Genomic DNA, 15,810 nt, shown 5'->3' with positions numbered 1-15,810 from the left:
AAGATCTCGCCCACTAGGCCTGGTGTATCATGGTGGCAGTTGGCCTTGCCAGACAGGAAGGCAGAGCGCTTTCTGCCCTGCAGACGCATATTTTCATCATGCAATGGCTGCTGACGGCGCAGAAGCGTAAACTGTTTCCCCGAACATTAGCATCGGACATCATCATCTGGCTGCAGGAGCAGGGTAAGCGTTACGGGCATCAGCGCGGCTTTACAGCAAAGTGGAATACATCTGGCTCGCCAGTTCTGGCGAACTTACGCAGCAGAGCACGCTGTTTCGCTTCACGTACATGATAGACACGCTTCGGACAATGGGCTGGGTAGACTGGCTGGTGTCGGCAAAAGAGTGGGAAGACAAAGCTAAATTAGCGGGTAACGTCTGCGCGATCTACACGCCAAAAGACGAACTGCATCAGGTGTTCACCGACAGGGGCGAACTCATCAGGCCGATGGAGCTACGACTTACCGGCGATATCAGCGGCATTCCTGCGCTTCTTGCACAATGTAATCTGCACGCTGAACGGTTGCCTGATGATGATGGTTTTTCGGTGTTACGTTTACTTTCAGACAGTGGTATTTGAAGAGGCTCAGGTTCAATTTAACATTTTTCGACAGTCTGTCATGTGCATGAGGTGGGTACTATAAGTATCAGCAGGCCAATTGCTGTAATCTTCTGTAAACGTACAGACCTGAAGAGAGTATTGGTGACAACATGAAGAGGATACTTGCTTATGCGAATTGGTAGCTTAAAAATTGAGGAAGTATTTGCCATTATAGATTGGTGTATGAAAAAATCTTTTCCTGATGATTATGATGCCAGATGCTTATACAGTGCATGTGCAATTCACTCAATCTTTGTAAACCAGGGAATCAAATCCTCAATTATTGGTGGAGATTTAGGAGCATTAACCCTTTCCATTACCGGGAATAAAGCATTAATAGAGGGGTTTGGTGGAGGAGATGAAACTCATCCGAGCCACTATTGGGTTGAAGCAAATGGAATAATCTTTGACATAAATGTGTCTTATTTGCCTAAAAGGTCACGACTACAAGGAGTAGCCATGCCAATGGTCGCATGGTCAAAAAATATTCCACTACCGAACTGTCTACACTATGTAGAAAAAATCAGATATTCGGAGGATGTAAAATTTCGTTTCCCAGATGAAATTGCAATTCGGATGCAGGATTTTATTGATTTATGTAAAAAAAGATACTATTCAAATGTGGCGAATAAGCGACTTGGTACCTGGCTACTATCTAATCCAACTGCTCTGAATAATGCTGCGAGAACAGGGGATAAATGGGCTCGAGGTGCTATTCGTTTCCAGGAGATAAATTCAGCGTCGATAAATATTGGCTAAATATTTGTTTCCCAGGACACATCAACTGGGAGTAGTAATATGCTTGATATGGCACTGTCGATTCTTGGTGAGCACATAGAGTGATTTGCTCTCCCCTTATGCAATCAGATGTTTAAGGAAGACGGCAGGTCTTACAGAGTGAGCAGAAAATAAAAAAGAACATGACGAGAAAAGGACGCCCGGCCATGAAGGCTGAGCGTCCTGTTTTTTATCTTTGGTGATGTAACGATATAACATCAATAATAAAGTTATTCCGGCAGAGAACCCGCCAGATTCTTTGCCGAAACACTGCTGGTGGGTTGCTCTGCTACTGTAGGTGGCGATTCAGTAGCCGCCACAGTTACAGATGGAGCTGAACCCGGATGAATATTCAGAAACGATGACAGCATGGTACGCAGTGTTTCCGGGCTGGTGTTGTCAGCCAGCAGCGCGGCCAGTACCGACGGCAACCTGCGGTCAATTTCTCCCAGCGCGATACCGGCCAGTAATGCCGTTCGTGATAACTCACCGCGATCGCCCCGGTGATGCGCCTCAATTCGCGCATCCGCAAAACGTTCGCTTGCATGTGTGGCAGGGCGAAGGTAAATCAGTACTTTTCTGCGGTTCATTATACATCCTTATTAACCCAGTGCTTTCAGACCATATACCAACGCAAATTGAGGATCCTGAGCCACAAAGAAACGATCGTCACGCAGGTTAACATGAGTACGAATATCATCAGCCAGCAGGCAGGCTCCACCGCCAACAACTGCAACATGGGTATAGCCTTTGAAGCGATCAATCGCTTCCAGCACACGCGCACGGTAACGCGCAATGCCGCTGTGGATTGCCTGCTTTATGGAATCGACAGCACGCAGGTCGTTGATATTGTTCGCCAGGTAGGTATCGTCAAACCGTTTGATAATCAGCCGATCCACGTTGTAGCGGGATAGCGCCATATTGGCTTTGCGTAGTGCCTGCCGCACCTCATCGGTCACCAGCGATACACCCAACGCCGGATCGCCATAGATACACGATACTGAAGACATCTGGCCCGCCACCTGTGAGATGTCCAGCGTTGTTCCGCCAAGATCAACAATCAGCACCGAGTTGGAAGCCGAGAGTTGGTCGCACAGTGCAATCCCGGCGGGTATGGACTCCGGGCGTACAGTAACGCGGGTGATAGTAAAGACGTGACCGTTATTCAGTACCACAGGTTGCAGCAGGCTCTGTTTCTTGCGCTCGATGTTATCAAGCCGGTACTGAGCGTCTTCGTCGTAGAACTCCGCCAGCGGCAGCGTCACCACAACATCCACGCACTGTGGCGTAAGGCCGCTGGTCTGTAGCGCATGCTGCACAGCTACGGCGTTGAGCGGGCTGTACTGCCATTCGATATTGCTGGTGGTGAGGGTATCGGGAGAAATGAGGTCAAAGGAGTATTTCTCCTTGCCTGCGGTGTAGTTAAACGGCTTACCGCTGCCAAACGTGGCTGACCATCCGCGTTTAAAGCTGTTGGGGCTGAGGTGGGTAAACGTTTTGCCGTGCTGCTCCCACAGCATTTTGATGTGAGTCGAACCATCGTCGATATAAATGCGCATATTGCACCTGAGTTGAGTTAAATATGTATTGGGATTGAGCCGCCCGGCGTCACCGGAGGCGTGAAGAGCGGTTATTGCGTTAAAATTGAGGGCAAAGCGAGATGAATCAGCGCCAGCAAGCGCTCAATGAGAAAAGGCAGTGCTGCCAGTAAGATAAACATGAGAAATCTTTTCATTGGGTCAGTTTCCTGTATGGGGGAGTAAAATGCGAATTGTCATATAAGATTCAGGAGACAGACCTAAAGGATTTACAGCGGGGTTTTACATTGAGAACTGCTCACATCAGATTAAATAAAATAATAGTTTATTTAAAATGAAACAGTGCGCTTTTTAGTGGAGACTTGAAGTAACGGCTATGATCGGCATAGGGGACGACTCAAGATCGTACCCCTGCCACACCACCCGGCATGCGGCTCCGCACCGGGCGGTTCGAGAAGTTGAGGTCAGGAAAGTCGAGGAACACCCAGTCGGTCAAAATATGCGATGGTCATTACGCTCTTAAGCAGGCGATCACTGTTACGCCACCATGAACGACTATTAGCCGCCACCCGGCATGCAACATTCTCAGATGCACCAAGAGCTCGCAGTTCACGATAGATAGTGGTTCCGTGTCTCCAGTGTTTTAGCTGGATAGCCCGTAGCCGGTGGCGAACCCATTTATCCAGCCGTTGCCAGATTTTGGGTGTTTGTGCCAGACGGTAGTACGATTTCCATCCATTTATATACACAGTCAACCGTTCCACTACTTCCTTCATACTGCGACCACCACTACGTCTGGTCAGACGGCGAATACGCTGTCTGAATGTACGCAGGGGTTTGTCTGCAACTTTGAGTTTGATCTCAGAGCCTTTTGCTGCCCATAGGCTGTATCCCAGGAATTTACGGCCAAACACACTTGAAACAGCACTCTTACTTTCATTGAGTTTTAATCGCAATTTCCCATACAGCTGTTTCAGCAGCGCCATCACTCGCTCACCTGCCCGCCGTGAGCATACATATACATTTGCGTCATCAGCGTAGCGAGCAAAACAATGACCACGCTTTTCGAGCTCTTTATCTACTTCATCTAACAGCACATTAGCCAACAAAGGGGATAGTGGTCCACCTTGCGGTGTGCCCTGAACCCGTTGATGGATCATGCCAGTATCCATGATGCCACTATTAAGATACGCACGGATCAGCCTTATGATACGGTCATCACCAATTCGTTTCTTCAGGCGTGAGATCAGGATATCGTGGTTTACCCGGTCAAAGAATTTGTCCAGATCAACATCGACTACAAACCTGCGCCCGGACTGCACGAATTTCCGTGCGGTACGCACTGCATCATGCGCACACCTTCCGGGGCGGAAACCATAGCTGAATTCGCTGAAAGTAGGGTCAAGAAGTGGCTGTAGCACTTGCAGAAGTGCCTGCTGGATCAGTCGGTCTGTTACTGTCGGTATACCAAGCTCACGCTCTCCCCCGTCCGGTTTAGGTATTGTTACTCTCCTGACCGGGCTGGGTTTGTATGTTCCTGACAGTAGTTGCTCGCGGATCGCTGGCCACACAGTCACCAGATGAAGCGCTGTTTGATCGACATCTAAACCATCGACGCCAGCGCTACCCTTGTTAGCTCGTACTCGCCTGAAAGCATGTCTCAGGTTCTCCTTCGTCAATGCAGCCTCTAGCAGCATCAACCCTGTACCCCCGGATGTATATCGCGGACATTGGGCTTCGTCACGGGAGGATTCTCGTCTGGCTTCACCATATTGTCCCTCTCTCCGCTCCACTCTTGTGGACATCTGACGCATGGACTTTTGTATCGACATATCGCTGGGTACTCCTTCTCGTTTGGTCCTTTGCCTTCTGAAGATTTTTTTTCTTCATTCAGACTACTACGACCTCTGCTGACTTCTCGCTCCGGTTAATGACCGTTGCCCTTTCAGGCATAAGGCGAGATCTCCCCAGGTAAGAACGCACTCCTTCATCACACAACCGCCGCATCTACGCCGTTTTGCTTTGGTCACAAGAGTTTCGCGGTTCCTTGCCCGCTCGCCCTGCTCGACAGCGCCTCCTATGCGATTTTTGTTCATCGGCTCATGATTTATGCTCCACGCTTCCTCCCCACATTCGGTCGCCCTCATGCAGTTGCGCTTCACTTCTTTCGCTGTGACCAGCTTAAGGCGGGACTTTCACCCACAGGAGTGCGCCCATGCTGGGCGCACAAAGAAAAACGCCCAACCATGAAGGTTGAGCGTCCAGGGATTATGCCGTTTTATTTGCCACGACTCAGACAATCGATATGGTCAGCATACCACTGCATCATCTCGCGCCGACCATCCAAATACTGCGCATGGTTGTAGGTGCCGCGAATGCTGTTTTTGTCCACATGCGCGAGTTGTAGCTCTATCCAAGCAGAATTAAACCCCTGCTCATGCAGGATTGTACTCATTGTGTGGCGGAATCCATGACCAGTAGCCCTACCACCATAACCAATACGCCGAATCAATACATTCAACGACATATCGCTGATTGGTTTAACTTTCTCAAGCCTCCCGGGGAAAACATACTGATAACCAGTAGTCATTGTTTTGAGTTCCGTCAGAATAGCCAAAGCTTGTCGGGACAAAGGTACAACATGGGGGCGACGCATTTTCATTCGTTCTTTTGGAACACTCCAGATATTATTTTCAAAATCGAACTCTGACCACTCAGCCTTACGCAGTTCTCCGGGGCGAGTACCAGTTAAGATCAGTAGCTTCATAGCAAGCTTAACAAGAATATTTCCGGTATACGCCTGAAGAAGAGTAAGAAAGTCAGGCAACTCTGTTGCTTGCAAATGCGGGTAATTCGCCTTTTTATGCGGCATCATCACACTTGCGAGATCTGGAGCTGGATTAGATAAAGCACGTCCTGTCGCTATTGCATACTTCCAGACTTCACCACAGCGCTGACGAACCTTTCGCATCTTCTCTGTAGCCCCCCTTTTTTCAAGACGGGATAACACCCCCATCAATTCCATCGGTGTAATAGAGTCAATGGGGCGATGACCTATATAAGGGAAAACGTCTTTCTCAAAAGTTGCGATCATTTCTGTCCGGTAAGACTCGGCCCAAAGATCATAACGCCGTTGATACCATTCCCTAGTAATAGATTCAAAAGTGTTGCCGAGCTTATCCTGCTGGGACAGTTTCTTCTCTTTACGGGTATCACTCGGGTTGATACCCGCAGCTAATAGCTCCTGCGCCTCGTCGCGTTTGCTACGAGCTTCGGATAAAGAAACTTTTGGGTAAGTTCCTAGGGACAACATCTTAGCCTTACCTTCATATCGGTAACGAAACCGCCAGCCCTTCGAGCCATTAGGTTCAATCTGTAACGATAATCCGTTGCCATCTGCTTTGGTATACGTTTTCTCTGCGGGCTTGGCGCGGCGTATCTCAAGGTCTGTGAGAGGCATATGTATAGTTTTCTCCTCAGAAATCATCCTGTGTGTATAGTTTCAGAGTGTATAGGAGAAGCTATACACATTTCTATACAACATCGGTTCTTGATTTGGGGTAACTCTGGTTGAATTGGGTTGACGGAAAAATGATGAAAAAGCCAGTAAAATCAGCGAGTAGTTGAATTGAGTGGAGTTCAGGAGAGTTGAAAATGGAGCGGGCGAAGGGAATCGAACCCTCGTATAGAGCTTGGGAAGCTCTCGTTCTACCATTGAACTACGCCCGCTTTGAGGTGCGTAAAGCATTATAGACCTTACGCCTCTTCATACAAGCCTCTTCGCAACTAAATGGCGATAAAATAATCACTTAGCACTTCGGCTTGCTGCCCTGTGCCGGAAGATAACGCTGCGGGTCGATGGCGGTGGCCTTATAACGGATCTGGAAGTGCAGCTTCACCGTATCCGTGCCCGTGCTGCCCATGGTGGCGATCTTCTGCCCCGCCTTCACGTTCTGGCCGTTATTAACCAGCATTGTGTCGTTATGCGCATAAGCCGTGATGTAGTCTTCACCATGCTTAATCATGATCAGATTACCGTAACCGCGCAGCTGATTGCCCACGTACACGACCTTCCCTGCCCCGGAGGCATAAACCGGCGTACCGCGCGCGGCTGCAATATCGATTCCCTTATTGCCGCCTTCAGATAAGGAGTACGGCAACACAACTTTGCCGCTGGCCGGCCAAATCCAGCAGCGCTGTCCGACAGGCGGCCAGGAGGATTGCGGCACCGCATAGGATGGCGTCACTTTGGCGGTTTTGCCTTTCGACGACGATTTTTTGCCCGAGGATGAACCGCCATTAACCTTAAGCTTCTGCCCCACTTCGATGGTATATGGCGGAGAGATATTATTCAGACGCGCCAGCTCCTTTACGCTGGTCCCCGTCGCGCGCGAAATCCGGTACAGCGTATCCCCGCGCTTCACGGTATAGACCGCACCGGAATAGCTGCCCATATCCGAAGATTTACTCCCTGAACAGCCTGCCAGCAATAGCGTCAGCATCAGGCAGAACACGGCAGTGATGGGGTTTCTCGTCAGGCTTCCTGCAAACAAAACAGATCCTCGGTCAGCGTGAATGGCGCCCTATAATACCAGCCCAAACAGATATGGGTCAGCCCTTTTCCGCTCTGTGGAACAAACCGTTCGTACCGGAATGCAGTATAATGACATCGCTGGTGGTGCTGAACCATCCGCATGGTTAGCACTGGAGCATCAATGAGTATTCAAGAACACGTTATTTTGGTAAATGACCAGGGAATGGTGATTGGCACTCAGGAAAAATACGCTGCACATACCTCCCATACCCCACTCCATCTGGCGTTCTCTTCCTGGCTCTTTAATGCCAAAGGGGAGTGTCTTATCACCCGTCGCGCATTAAGCAAAAAAGCCTGGCCGGGCGTCTGGACGAACTCAGTCTGCGGCCATCCGCAATCTGGTGAAGCGATTGATCAGGCCATTGTGCGCCGCTGCCGCTATGAAGTGGGAGCCGAAATTACCGGGATCACCCCTGTCGCCGCTGAGTTTCGCTACTGTGAAACCGATCCTTCCGGGATCGTCGAAAATGAGATTTGCCCGGTCTTTGCCGCCAGGATCACGAATGCGCTGACGATCAACAGTGATGAAGTGATGGCATACGAATGGGTTGATCTGGACGCGTTGTTCCAGGCTCTGGATGCCACACCGTGGGCCTTTAGCCCCTGGATGGTGATGGAGGCGACGGCGGCACGCGAAAAACTGCGGGCCTTCGCCGCCAAATAAAAAAGCCCCGGCGACTATCGCACGGGGCTTTTTACGATCTGCAGACGTTATTTAACCGGACGCATCGCCGGGAACAGGATCACGTCGCGGATGGTGTGGCTGTTGGTGAACAGCATTACCATACGGTCGATACCAATACCCAGACCCGCCGTTGGTGGCAGGCCGTGCTCCAGCGCCGTCACGTAGTCTTCGTCGAAGAACATCGCTTCGTCGTCGCCTGCCGCTTTTGCGTCAACCTGATCCTGGAAGCGCTGCGCCTGATCTTCTGCATCGTTCAGCTCGCTAAAGCCGTTGCCGATTTCACGGCCACCGATGAAGAATTCAAAGCGGTCAGTGATCTCCGGGTTCTCGTCATTACGACGCGCCAGCGGGGACACTTCAGCCGGGTATTCAGTGATGAAGGTCGGCTGAATCAGGTGCGCTTCTGCCACTTCTTCGAAGATCTCGGTCACGATACGGCCCAGACCCCAGCTCTTCTCCACTTTAATACCGATGCTTTCAGCGATCGCTTTTGCAGAATCGAAGTTATCCAGATCCGCCATGTTGGTTTCCGGGCGGTATTTCTTGATGGCTTCGCGCATGGTCAGTTTTTCGAACGGCTTGCCGAAGTCGAACACTTCTTCACCGTAAGGTACCTGCGTGGTGCCCAGAATGTCCTGCGCCAGGGTGCGGAACAGGGATTCGGTCAGCTCGATCAGATCTTTGTAATCTGCATACGCCATATAGAGTTCCATCATGGTGAACTCTGGATTATGACGCACGGAGATGCCTTCGTTACGGAAGTTACGGTTGATTTCGAACACGCGATCGAACCCACCCACCACCAGACGCTTCAGGTACAGTTCCGGCGCAATACGCAGGTACATGTCCAGGTCCAGGGCGTTGTGATGGGTGATGAACGGACGTGCGGAAGCACCGCCTGGGATCACCTGCATCATTGGGGTTTCCACTTCCATAAAGTCGCGGTTAACCATGAACTGGCGGATACCGGCCATGATCTGGGAGCGAATTTTGAAAGTCTTGCGGGACTCATCGTTAGAGATGAGGTCCAGATAACGCTGGCGGTAGCGCGCTTCCTGATCCTGCAGGCCGTGGAATTTGTCCGGCAGCGGGCGCAGGGCTTTGGTCAACAGACGCAGTTCGGTGCAGTGGATAGACAGTTCACCGGTCTTGGTTTTGAACAGTTTACCTTTCGCGCCCAGGATATCGCCCAGGTCCCACTTCTTGAACTGCTCGTTGTAGATGCCTTCTGGCAGATCGTCACGGGAAACGTACAGCTGAATGCGGCCGCCCACGTCCTGCAGGGTAACGAAAGAGGCTTTACCCATGATACGACGGGTCATCATACGGCCCGCAACGGCCACTTCGATGTTCAGCGCTTCCAGCTCTTCGTTTTCTTTAGCGTCGAAGTCAGAGTGCAGTTGGTCTGAGGTGTGGTCACGACGAAAATCGTTCGGGAACGGCACGCCCTGCTCGCGCAGCGCTGCCAGCTTCTCGCGGCGGGTTTTCAGTTCGTTGTTAAGATCGACTACCGCGTCAGCGCCCTGTGCTTGTTGTTCAGACATGTTGGTTCCTCATAACCCTGCTTTCAAACTTGCTTCGATAAATTGGTCCAGGCTGCCGTCCAGCACCGCCTGCGTGTTACGGGTTTCAACCCCGGTACGCAGGTCTTTGATGCGGGAGTCATCAAGGACGTAAGAACGGATCTGGCTGCCCCAGCCGATATCAGACTTGTTGTCTTCCATCGCCTGTTTCTCAGCATTTTTCTTCTGCATCTCCAGCTCATAAAGCTTCGCTTTCATCTGCTTCATGGCCTGGTCTTTGTTCTTATGCTGGGAACGGTCGTTCTGGCACTGTGTTACCAGCCCGGTTGGAATGTGGGTAATACGTACCGCTGATTCCGTACGGTTAACGTGCTGTCCACCCGCGCCAGATGCGCGGTAAACGTCGATACGCAGATCTGCCGGGTTGATTTCGATATCGATATCTTCGTCAACTTCGGGGTAAACAAACGCGGAGCTGAATGAGGTATGACGACGACCACCGGAGTCGAACGGGCTCTTACGTACCAGGCGGTGAACGCCGGTTTCGGTACGCAGCCAGCCGTAGGCGTAGTCACCAATGATCTTGATGGTGACGGACTTAATGCCAGCCACTTCGCCTTCAGACTCTTCGATAATCTCGGTTTTGAAGCCACGCGCTTCAGCCCAGCGCAGATACATGCGCATCAGCATGCTGGCCCAGTCCTGCGCTTCAGTACCGCCAGAACCTGCCTGGATATCGAGATAGCAGTCAGCGCTATCGTATTCGCCGGAGAACATACGACGGAACTCAAGCTGCGCCAGCTTCTCTTCCAGCACGTCGAGCTCTGCCACGGCTTCGTTAAAGGTTTCTTCGTCGTCGGCTTCTACAGCCAGCTCCAGCAAACCGGAAACGTCTTCCAGCCCCTGAGCCATTTGATCCAGCGTATCTACGATAGCTTCGAGAGAGGAACGCTCTTTACCCAGCGCCTGCGCGCGTTCAGGCTCGTTCCAGACGTCCGGCTGTTCCAGCTCGGCGTTTACTTCTTCAAGACGCTCTTTCTTGGCATCGTAGTCAAAGATACCCCCTAAGAACGTCAGAGCGCTCCGTGAGGTCCTGAATACGGTTTTTTACCGGATTAATTTCAAACATGGTCTGTTTTCTTTTATGGACTTGTCAAAATGCGGTGATAAGAGCGGGATTGTACCGAATCCACGCCCTTTTTTATAGAGATTACTGCCGCTAAATTGGCCAGATATTGTCGATGATGATTTGAAGGGAGCGGTTACCGCGAAACTCGTTGATATCCAGTTTGTAGGCCAGTTCGACCTCGCGTACGCCATTGTCCGGCCAGACAGCGGTATCGACGTTAAAGGCAATACCATCCAACAGCGGGCCGCCGCCCACCGGTTCCACCATCACTTTCAAGTGACGTTCGCCCACGATGCGCTGTTGCAGCAGACGGAAGCGGCCATCGAACAGTGGCTCCGGGAACATCTGTCCCCACGGGCCTGCATCGCGTAGCATTTGCGCCACTTCCATGGTCATCTCCATCGGTGCGAGCTCACCGTCGGAAATCACTTCACCCTGCAGCAGAGCAGGGTCGATCCAGTCAGTCACCAGTTCGCCAAACAGACGCTGGAACTCGTCGAATTTCGCCTCTTCCAGCGACAAGCCTGCCGCCATCGCGTGACCACCGAATTTGAGCATCAGGCCCGGGTAGAGCGTATCCAGACGCTCCAGCGCATCGCGCATGTGCAGCCCCTGAATCGAACGACCGGAGCCCTTCAGCGTGCCATCGCCTGCGGGCGCAAATGCAATCACCGGACGGTGGAAACGTTCTTTAATGCGCGACGCCAGAATGCCCACCACCCCCTGATGCCATTCAGGGTGGTACATCGCCAGCCCGCCCGGCAATGTTTCACCGCTGCGTTCAAGCTTTTCACACAGGGTTAGTGCTTCAGCCTGCATTCCCTGTTCGATCTCTTTGCGGGTCTGGTTCAGCGCATCCAGTTCATTCGCCAGCACGCGTGCTTCACCAATGTTGTCGCACAGCAGCAGCGCGACGCCGACGGACATATCGTCCAGCCTGCCAGCCGCATTCAGGCGCGGGCCGAGGGCAAAGCCCAAATCGCTGGCGGCGAGCTTGAGCGGATCGCGGTTCGCAATCTCCAGCAGCGCCTTAATACCCGGACGACACTTGCCCGCACGAATGCGGCTTAACCCTTGCCAGGTGAGGATACGGTTATTGGTATCGAGCGGTACCACGTCCGCCACGGTGCCGAGCGCAACAAGATCGAGATACTCGGCCAGATTGGGCACGGCGATCCCGCGGGACTCGAACCAGCCTTTATCCCGCAGCAGGGTGCGCAGCGCCAGCATCAGATAAAACGCCACGCCCACGCCCGCCAGTGATTTCGACGGGAAATCGCAGTCGCGCAGGTTCGGGTTAATAATGGCTTCAGCGGCCGGCAGCGTTTCACCCGGCAGGTGGTGATCGGTAACCAGCACCGGGATCCCCAACTGATGCGCGTGATCGACCCCCGCATGGGAGGAGATCCCGTTATCTACGGTCAGGATCATCTGCGCGCCACGGGCATGTGCCTGATCGACCACTTCCGGGCTAAGGCCATAACCATCTTCAAAGCGGTTAGGCACCAGATAGGTGACGTTTTCGCAGCCCAGCGCGCGCAGGCTGAGCACGCTCAGCGCGGTGCTGGTGGCGCCGTCGGCATCGAAATCCCCCACCACCACAATGCGCGTGCCTTCACGAAGCGCGTTGTAGAGCATTTCAGTGGCTTTTTCGATGCCGTTCAGCTGCTGCCAGGGCAGCATCCCTTTGACGCTGCGCTCAAGATCGCCTGCACTCCGCACGCCGCGGCTGGCGTAGAGCCGCTTTAACAGCGGCGGAAGATCGGCTGGCAAATCAACCTGTTCAACCGCGTCGCGGCGGCGCAATTTTATTGGGGCTTTCACGCGGATTATTTACCACCAAACTGTTTCTGGTGCGCGTCGAGGAACTCTTTCATCTCTTTTGGCCCCTGATAGCCCGGGACAACGTAGCCGTTGCTTAAGACAATGGCTGGCGTACCGGTCACGCCAAACTGCACGCCCAGCGCGTAGTGGTTGGCAATATCAATATCACAGGAAGCCGGCTGCACACCCTTACCGTTCATCGCGTCATCAAACGCTTTGTTACGATCTTTTGCACACCAGATGGCCTTCATGTCCTGCTCAGGCTGGCTCTGCACACCCGCGCGAGGGAAAGCCAGATAACGCACGGTAATGCCCAGCGCGTTGTAATCTTTCATCTCTTCATGCAGCTTGTGGCAGTAGCCACAGGTGATGTCGGTAAAGACGGTTATAACGTGTTTTTCCTGCGCCGCCTTATAAACGATCATCTCTTTTTCAAGCGCATTCAGGTTTTTCATCAGCAGCTGGTTGGTCACGTTCACCGGCTGCGCGCCGCTTACGTCGTACATCGGCCCCTGAATAATGTGTTTGCCGTCTTCGGTCACGTACAGCACGCCGCTGTTGGTTAAAACGGTTTTCATCCCCGCCACCGGCGCAGGCTGAATATCGCTGCTGGTTACGCCGAGTTTCGTCAGCGACTGTTTGATAGCGGCGTCATCCGCATGGGCAAAACCGGTAAAAGAGGCTGCCAGCAGGGTGAACAGCGCAAAAGACTTTTTCATATAAGATCCTGTAACAATTCGTCGGCACTCACGCGCGAGGGTGGTGCTGTTGGTGTAGCTGCCGCAGGCGTTCCGTCGCGACATGGGTGTAAATTTGCGTCGTGGAAAGATCGCTGTGTCCCAGCAGCATCTGCACCACGCGCAGATCGGCGCCGTGGTTCAGCAGATGTGTCGCAAAGGCATGCCGCAACACGTGCGGCGACAGCTTTTCACTGTCAATGCCCGCCAGTGTGGCGTAATGCTTGATGCGATGCCAGAACGTTTGCCGCGTCATCTGCTGCGCACGCTGGCTGGGGAACAAGACATCGATAGAAACGCCGTTCAGCAACCACGGACGACCGTGCTCCAGATACGTTTCCAGCCAGTACACCGCCTCTTCTCCCAGCGGGACCAGCCGTTCCTTGTTCCCTTTACCGATCACACGAACCACGCCCTGACGCAAGCTGATGTCGCTCATCGTCAGGCCAACCAGTTCCGAAACGCGCAAGCCGGTAGCATACAATAGCTCAAGCATGGCTTTATCGCGTAACTCCAGCGGCAGGTCAACAGCCGGTGATTGTAATAATCTCTCAACTTGTGCTTCGCTGAGATCTTTCGGTAGCCGCTGCGGGAGTTTAGGCGATGCCAGGAGGGCGCTGGGATCGTCCGCGCGAATTTTCTCACGGTAGAGATGCTGGAACAGTCGACGCATTGCACTGAGCAGACGCGCGGAACTGGTGGCTTTGTAGCCCCCCTCCATACGCTCGCCCAGCAGCGCCTGCAGGTCGTCGCTTTGTGCGCTCTCCAGCGACAGTCCCCGGTGTGCCAGCCACTCCACCAGCATGGTGAGGTCCCGCCGATAGGCGCTCAGCGTATTTTGGGCCAGGTTTTTCTCCAGCCACAGCGCGTCGAGAAACTGTTCGATGAGTGCGAGATCCTTTTCCACATCAGCCCCTTTGATTCTGCAATCCGGGCATTATGCCTGATTGCGAGCGGTTTCTGGTACACTACGCGCAAAGTCATAGCAAGAATTGAGATAGATACGCGATGAATATTGGTCTGTTTTATGGTTCCAGCACCTGCTACACCGAAATGGCGGCAGAGAAAATTCGCGACATCATTGGCCCGGAACTGGTGACGTTGCATAACCTGAAGGACGATGCGCTCACGCTGATGGAGCAGTACGACGTATTGATCCTCGGCATCCCGACCTGGGATTTCGGTGAGATACAGGAAGACTGGGAAGCCATCTGGGATCAGCTCGATACGCTCAACCTCGACGGCAAAATCATTGCCATGTACGGTATGGGCGACCAGTTCGGTTACGGGGAATGGTTCCTGGATGCACTCGGCATGCTGCACGATAAGCTGGCACCGAAGGGCGTCACGTTTATCGGCTACTGGCCAACGGAAGGTTACGAATTTACCAGTAAAAAACCGATTATCGCAGACGGCCAACTGTTTGTCGGGCTCGCGCTGGATGAAACCAACCAGTACGATCTGAGCGACGAGCGTCTGCAAACCTGGTGCGAGCAGATTCTGGGCGAAATGGCCGAGAAGTTCAGTTAACGCGTATTATTCCTGCGTCGGTTGCTGCTGCAGTAGCATCCGGCGCAGTTCCCGCCACTCCGCAATATCCATACTGTCGGCGGCCAGCCACAGATGCTGGCACTTACCGCCGCCCACCTGGCGTAACCGTAGCATCATGCCGGAACTGAGCATCCAGGGCATACCGAGGATATCCCACTCTTTACCCTGCCAGCGCAGGCGGGAGTCCATCAGTAATTTGATCTCACCCTGGCGGGCATTGATCCGGCGCTGGCTGCGCACGCTGTCAAAAACGACGAACGACAGCAACAACAGCCACAGCGGCGTATAGCTAAGCGGCCACGGCATCAGTAAAACAAATGCCGCGACCAGGCCGTGGAGCAATAACGACATCCACTGCGAGCGCCACGAGACGCGAAGATCAGATTGCCACAGGACCACGTTCCCGATTCCGTGTTTGAATTAATTGCACCATCCGTTGCAACTCGGTGTCGGCGGGCTTGCCGTGGTTCATCAGCCAGTTGAATAAATCGGGATCGTCAGACTCAAGCAGGCGAACAAACAGACGCTTATCCTCATCGCTTAAGCTGTCATACTCATATTCGAAGAAAGGCATGATGGAGATATCAAGTTCACGCATGCCGCGTCGGCATGCCCAGTGAATACGGGCCTTGTTGTTAATATCCATGTTCTGTTTCCTGCATTACGTTTGGCACAGTCGGTACCCCGTTCAGTCTTCTTTATTTCTCTGCGGGGACACTCGCTAGTGTAACGTGTTTTTGACCGTTTCTTTACTGGAATATTGCGAAGCTGAAGTGGGCTTCCAGAATAACCCCTATAAAGACAGCGGATTACACTATTTTGCGTGGCGCTACGCATTGCTGCGTTATGGC

Annotated in this window: 16 protein-coding genes and 1 tRNA gene; 4 read left to right on the top strand and 13 right to left on the bottom strand. The window is 52.7% G+C overall.

The window, feature by feature from the left end; all coding sequences use genetic code 11:
• Positions 1-220: 220 nt before the first annotated feature.
• Positions 221-580: a DUF2913 family protein gene (locus tag VF709_RS21100; RefSeq protein WP_440232257.1), complete on the top strand. Its 360-nt coding sequence runs from the start codon at positions 221-223 to the stop codon at positions 578-580.
• A 150-nt stretch (positions 581-730) separates the two neighbouring features.
• Positions 731-1,360, top strand: coding sequence for a hypothetical protein (locus tag VF709_RS21095; protein ID WP_440232256.1), 630 nt, complete (start codon positions 731-733; stop codon positions 1,358-1,360).
• 248 nt (positions 1,361-1,608) lie between these two features.
• On the opposite strand, the gene VF709_RS21090 is transcribed toward VF709_RS21095, so the two are convergent.
• The 6 genes from VF709_RS21090 to actS form a co-directional block, all read right to left on the bottom strand.
• Positions 1,609-1,968, bottom strand: a complete 360-nt coding sequence (locus VF709_RS21090; RefSeq protein ID WP_440232255.1) for a plasmid partitioning/stability family protein — start codon at positions 1,966-1,968, stop codon at positions 1,609-1,611.
• A 12-nt stretch (positions 1,969-1,980) separates the two neighbouring features.
• Positions 1,981-2,937, bottom strand: coding sequence for a plasmid segregation protein ParM domain-containing protein (gene parM / locus VF709_RS21085; RefSeq protein ID WP_440232254.1), 957 nt, complete (start codon positions 2,935-2,937; stop codon positions 1,981-1,983).
• 443 nt (positions 2,938-3,380) lie between these two features.
• Complete coding sequence (ltrA, locus tag VF709_RS21080; RefSeq protein WP_440232253.1) at positions 3,381-4,613, bottom strand: group II intron reverse transcriptase/maturase; 1,233 nt, start codon at positions 4,611-4,613, stop codon at positions 3,381-3,383.
• A gap of 581 nt (positions 4,614-5,194) precedes the next feature.
• Positions 5,195-6,376 carry a tyrosine-type recombinase/integrase gene (locus VF709_RS21075; protein WP_440232252.1) on the bottom strand — a complete coding sequence of 394 codons (1,182 nt, stop codon included), beginning with the start codon at positions 6,374-6,376 and terminating at the stop codon, positions 5,195-5,197.
• A 195-nt stretch (positions 6,377-6,571) separates the two neighbouring features.
• A tRNA-Gly gene (locus VF709_RS21070) sits at positions 6,572-6,645 on the bottom strand.
• Between the two features lie 80 nt (positions 6,646-6,725).
• Positions 6,726-7,469, bottom strand: coding sequence for an amidase activator ActS (gene actS, locus VF709_RS21065; protein ID WP_013098606.1), 744 nt, complete (start codon positions 7,467-7,469; stop codon positions 6,726-6,728).
• A 162-nt stretch (positions 7,470-7,631) separates the two neighbouring features.
• On the opposite strand from actS, the gene idi reads away from it, so the two are divergent.
• On the top strand, positions 7,632-8,174 hold the full coding sequence (idi, locus tag VF709_RS21060; RefSeq protein ID WP_013098607.1) for an isopentenyl-diphosphate Delta-isomerase: 543 nt from the start codon (positions 7,632-7,634) through the stop codon (positions 8,172-8,174).
• Between the two features lie 47 nt (positions 8,175-8,221).
• Here the strand turns inward: idi and lysS are convergent, their stop codons facing one another.
• The 5 genes from lysS to xerD all read right to left on the bottom strand — a co-directional run bounded on the left by lysS (position 8,222) and on the right by xerD (position 14,315).
• Entirely contained in the window at positions 8,222-9,739 is a 1,518-nt protein-coding gene (gene lysS, locus VF709_RS21055) for a lysine--tRNA ligase (protein ID WP_187170904.1), read from the bottom strand.
• 9 nt (positions 9,740-9,748) lie between these two features.
• Positions 9,749-10,847 (bottom strand): peptide chain release factor 2 gene (prfB, locus tag VF709_RS21050; protein ID WP_095908218.1). Its coding sequence is split into 2 segments (ribosomal slippage): positions 9,749-10,771 and positions 10,773-10,847, totalling 1,098 coding nucleotides; the frame shifts between segments, so codons are not numbered across the junction.
• 90 nt (positions 10,848-10,937) lie between these two features.
• Positions 10,938-12,671 carry a single-stranded-DNA-specific exonuclease RecJ gene (gene recJ, locus VF709_RS21045; RefSeq protein ID WP_029883158.1) on the bottom strand — a complete coding sequence of 578 codons (1,734 nt, stop codon included), beginning with the start codon at positions 12,669-12,671 and terminating at the stop codon, positions 10,938-10,940.
• 5 nt (positions 12,672-12,676) lie between these two features.
• Complete coding sequence (gene dsbC / locus VF709_RS21040) at positions 12,677-13,390, bottom strand: bifunctional protein-disulfide isomerase/oxidoreductase DsbC (protein WP_013098611.1); 714 nt, start codon at positions 13,388-13,390, stop codon at positions 12,677-12,679.
• 28 nt (positions 13,391-13,418) lie between these two features.
• Positions 13,419-14,315 carry a site-specific tyrosine recombinase XerD gene (gene xerD / locus VF709_RS21035; protein ID WP_013098612.1) on the bottom strand — a complete coding sequence of 299 codons (897 nt, stop codon included), beginning with the start codon at positions 14,313-14,315 and terminating at the stop codon, positions 13,419-13,421.
• Positions 14,316-14,416: 101 nt separating this feature from the next.
• On the opposite strand from xerD, the gene fldB reads away from it, so the two are divergent.
• On the top strand, positions 14,417-14,938 hold the full coding sequence (gene fldB / locus VF709_RS21030; RefSeq protein WP_013098613.1) for a flavodoxin FldB: 522 nt from the start codon (positions 14,417-14,419) through the stop codon (positions 14,936-14,938).
• 6 nt (positions 14,939-14,944) lie between these two features.
• Here fldB and VF709_RS21025 read toward each other — a convergent pair whose 3' ends face one another.
• Positions 14,945-15,358 (bottom strand): protein YgfX, encoded by a 414-nt coding sequence (locus tag VF709_RS21025; RefSeq protein WP_023620447.1) that lies wholly within the window; start codon positions 15,356-15,358, stop codon positions 14,945-14,947.
• Positions 15,339-15,605, bottom strand: a complete 267-nt coding sequence (gene sdhE / locus VF709_RS21020; protein ID WP_013098615.1) for an FAD assembly factor SdhE — start codon at positions 15,603-15,605, stop codon at positions 15,339-15,341. The genes VF709_RS21025 and sdhE overlap by 20 nt, the downstream gene beginning before the upstream one ends.
• Positions 15,606-15,810 lie beyond the last annotated feature (205 nt).

Source organism: Enterobacter sp. Lyrl_3 (assembly GCF_051948675.1).
Taxonomy (GTDB): domain Bacteria; phylum Pseudomonadota; class Gammaproteobacteria; order Enterobacterales; family Enterobacteriaceae; genus Enterobacter; species Enterobacter cloacae.
This window is presented reverse-complemented; position numbering and strand designations above follow the sequence as displayed.

Bases quoted from the DNA above. Each gene is read 5' to 3' on its own strand.
- VF709_RS21095 (WP_440232256.1), top strand. From the start codon at position 731: ATGCGAATTGGTAGCTTAAAAATTGAGGAAGTATTTGCCATTATAGAT.
- VF709_RS21090 (WP_440232255.1), bottom strand. From the start codon at position 1,968: ATGAACCGCAGAAAAGTACTGATTTACCTTCGCCCTGCCACACATGCA.
- parM (WP_440232254.1), bottom strand. From the start codon at position 2,937: ATGCGCATTTATATCGACGATGGTTCGACTCACATCAAAATGCTGTGG.
- ltrA (WP_440232253.1), bottom strand. From the start codon at position 4,613: ATGCTGCTAGAGGCTGCATTGACGAAGGAGAACCTGAGACATGCTTTC.
- VF709_RS21075 (WP_440232252.1), bottom strand. From the start codon at position 6,376: ATGCCTCTCACAGACCTTGAGATACGCCGCGCCAAGCCCGCAGAGAAA.
- idi (WP_013098607.1), top strand. From the start codon at position 7,632: ATGAGTATTCAAGAACACGTTATTTTGGTAAATGACCAGGGAATGGTG.
- lysS (WP_187170904.1), bottom strand. From the start codon at position 9,739: ATGTCTGAACAACAAGCACAGGGCGCTGACGCGGTAGTCGATCTTAAC.
- dsbC (WP_013098611.1), bottom strand. From the start codon at position 13,390: ATGAAAAAGTCTTTTGCGCTGTTCACCCTGCTGGCAGCCTCTTTTACC.
- fldB (WP_013098613.1), top strand. From the start codon at position 14,417: ATGAATATTGGTCTGTTTTATGGTTCCAGCACCTGCTACACCGAAATG.
- sdhE (WP_013098615.1), bottom strand. From the start codon at position 15,605: ATGGATATTAACAACAAGGCCCGTATTCACTGGGCATGCCGACGCGGC.